Source organism: Caulobacter sp. AP07 (assembly GCF_000281955.1).
In the GTDB taxonomy this organism is placed as follows: Bacteria; Pseudomonadota; Alphaproteobacteria; order Caulobacterales; family Caulobacteraceae; genus Caulobacter.
Genome location: NZ_AKKF01000318.1, coordinates 1 through 2760, shown reverse-complemented (window position 1 = coordinate 2760; position 2760 = coordinate 1). Strand labels below are relative to the sequence as shown.

Here is a 2760-nt window from a genome sequence, read left to right as displayed (position 1 = left end):
CCTGTCGACGCCGGACGCCTACAACCCCTTCAACGGCGGCAGCCTGGCGACCCCCAGCCTCGGCGACACCGCCTCCAGCGCCGCCGCGGCCCTCAACGCCATCCGCGTCAAGTCCACGCGCCGCAGCACCAGCTCGCTGGCTTCGTGGGACTTCCGGCTTTCGAAGGCCGACCTCTTCACCCTGCCGGGCGGCGACGTCGGCATGGCGGCGGGCGTCGAGTATCGCCGCGAGACCCAGAAGGACGATCGCGACGCGCGCGTCGACGGCACGATCACCTACACCAACAGCGTCACCGGTCTGGTCTATGGCAGCGACCTGATCGGCACCAGCCCGTCGCCCGACACCAAGGGTTCGCGCAAGGTCTCTTCGGCCTATGTCGAACTGGCGGTGCCGGTCATCTCGCCGGAGATGAGCATTCCGCTGGTGCGCAATGTCGAGGTCCAGCTGGCCGGCCGCGTCGAGGACTACAGCGACGTCGGCTCGGTGGCCAAGCCCAAGGTCGCCCTGGCCTGGGACGTGGTCGACGGCTTCCGCCTGCGCGGGTCGTGGGCTCAGGGCTTCAAGGCTCCGAACCTGGAGCAGATCAACGCCTCGGTCATCACCCGCTCCAACACCCGCACCGACTATGTCCGCTGCGAGGCCGACCTGCGGGCCGGACGGATCACCAGCTTCAGCAACTGCTCGCGCTCGCTGCCGGTCGCGGCCCAGCGCTCGGGCAACCCGGACCTGAAGCCGGAAGATTCCGAGACCTCGGGCTTCGGCTTCGTGTTCGAACCCAAGTTCGTGCCGTCCGACTTCGGGCAGTTCACCTTCACGGTGGACTACTGGCGCGTGAAGCAGGAGGGCATCGTCGGCCTGTTCGGCGAGGGCAACGCCCTGATCCTCGACTATCTGGAACGCACCCAAGGCCGCACCAACCCCAACGTCGTGCGGGCCGCGCCCACGGCCGACGACGTGGCGGCCTTCGCCGGCACCGGCCTGACCGCGCCGGGCACGGTGCTCTACGTCAAGGATCAGTACGTCAACAGCCTGCCGCAGGAGGCCCGCGGGGTCGACATCGGCGTGATGTGGCGCCTGCGCGGCACGCGGTTCGGTGACTTCGACGTCAACGTCAACGGCGCGCACCTGCTGAAGTTCTATCAGCAGCCGTCGCCGGGCATCGCCGCCCTGCTGGCGGCGCGGGCCGCCGGCACGATCAATCCGGGAACCACCATCACCGGCGGCGGCGACCTGGTTCGCCGCAACGGCAAGCCGGAATGGAAGTGGAGCGCGGCCCTCAGCTGGCGTCTGAACAACGTCTCGGCCGGGGTCTTCACCCAGTACATCTCCGACGTGAACGACACCGCCCTGCTGGATTCGGCCGGCACGCCGTGGGTGATCGACTCGCAGCTGACCGCCAACGTCTATGGCCAGTACGAGTTCACCGAAGGCTGGGCGGCCAATACCCGCATCAAGCTGGGTATCCGCAACCTGACCGACGAGGCTCCGCCGCTGTCGTCCGACGGCTATCTCGGCTCGATGTACCAGCCCTACGGCCGCTACTGGTACGCCAGCGTCAAGAAGAGCTTCTAGCTAAGCCTGCCCTGGCCGCGCTCCGATCCGGAGCGCGGCCAGTTCCTTTCCGCGCCTGTTCAGCGCGCCTCGCCCGGCGCGGGCGTGAACCCCATCCAGGGCGGAGGCTGACGGCCGACGCGCGCCGACAGGCTGTCGCGGAGCGGGCGGTAACGGGCGTCGAGCAGGCTGGCCAGGGCGTAGGTCGCCACCGCGTTGGCGGGGTCCCACGGGTGCGGGGCGTATTCCTCCTGGCCGGCGGCCGCCCGGTCGCGGTCGAACTGCACCTTCGATCGCGCGAACTCGACATGGACCTTCTCGCCCTTGGCGTAGGGGACCAGCCAGTCCACGGCGGTCACCAGGCTGACACCCTGGGGACCGCGCCAGTCGAACCAGTCCTCGCCATGGGCCTTGGCGGCCAGGGCGGCCATCATCAGCGGGTCGAGGTCGTAGGTGACGTAGTGCAGGGCGTCGCGCTCGTGGAAGTCGTGCACGCTGCCGTCGGCCTGGATATTGGCCGAAATCTGGTCGCGGAACGCCGCCCGGGCCCGGTCGATCAGCGCCGCGTCGCCGGTCTGGAACGCCGCCAGGGTCGCGAGCTTGACCCGGTGGCTCTGCCAGTTGGTGTTGAAGTTGCGCGGCTTGGCGTCCATGGCGTCGAGATAGCCGACCGCCATCCGCCGCCAGAACCCGTCGAGCTTGGCGCGGGTCGCCGCCGGCAGGTCCGCCTCGGTCAGGTCATGGGCCATGGCCAGGGTGTCGAAGCCGGTCTCGTCGATGGGGTTGAACGACATCTGGTAGATGTCGGCCCAGGCCTCCAGGTAGCGGCCGGCCTGGTCGAGATAGGCCCTGTCGCCGGTCAGCCGCCAGGCCAGGGCCAGGTTCAGCACGATCGGCTGGTCTTCCTTGGCCTTCAGGCTGATCTCGCGGATGCCCTTGCCGGGCAGGGTGCCCTCGGTGTGGAGCCGGGGAATGGCGCCCGGCGGCCGGTCGAGGGCGGCCTTGGCCTTGGCGATCACGCCCTGGGCCGCCTCGCCCTGGGGCGCGGGCTTGGCGTAGGCCTGGCCCAGGAGGGCGTAGTCGCCGGCCTGGGCGGGCAGGGCGGCCAGCGCCAGGGCGCAGGCCGCGCCCATCAGCAGGATCTTCATGTCGAGCCTTTCGAGAGGGGGCGAGTATGGTCGCGCCTACCAGTTGAACAGGGTGCCGTC

Annotated in this window: 2 protein-coding genes; one reads left to right on the top strand and one right to left on the bottom strand. The window is 69.6% G+C overall.

Translation table 11 applies throughout. The features are described from left to right. Window positions 1-1573: TonB-dependent receptor domain-containing protein (locus PMI01_RS25790; RefSeq protein ID WP_035038588.1), on the top strand; the 1573-nt coding region annotated here is incomplete at its 5' end. A 59-nt stretch (window positions 1574-1632) separates the two neighbouring features. On the opposite strand, the gene PMI01_RS25785 is transcribed toward PMI01_RS25790, so the two are convergent. Continuing rightward, window positions 1633-2700, bottom strand: a complete 1068-nt coding sequence (locus tag PMI01_RS25785; RefSeq protein ID WP_007676769.1) for an alginate lyase family protein — start codon at window positions 2698-2700, stop codon at window positions 1633-1635. Window positions 2701-2760 lie beyond the last annotated feature (60 nt).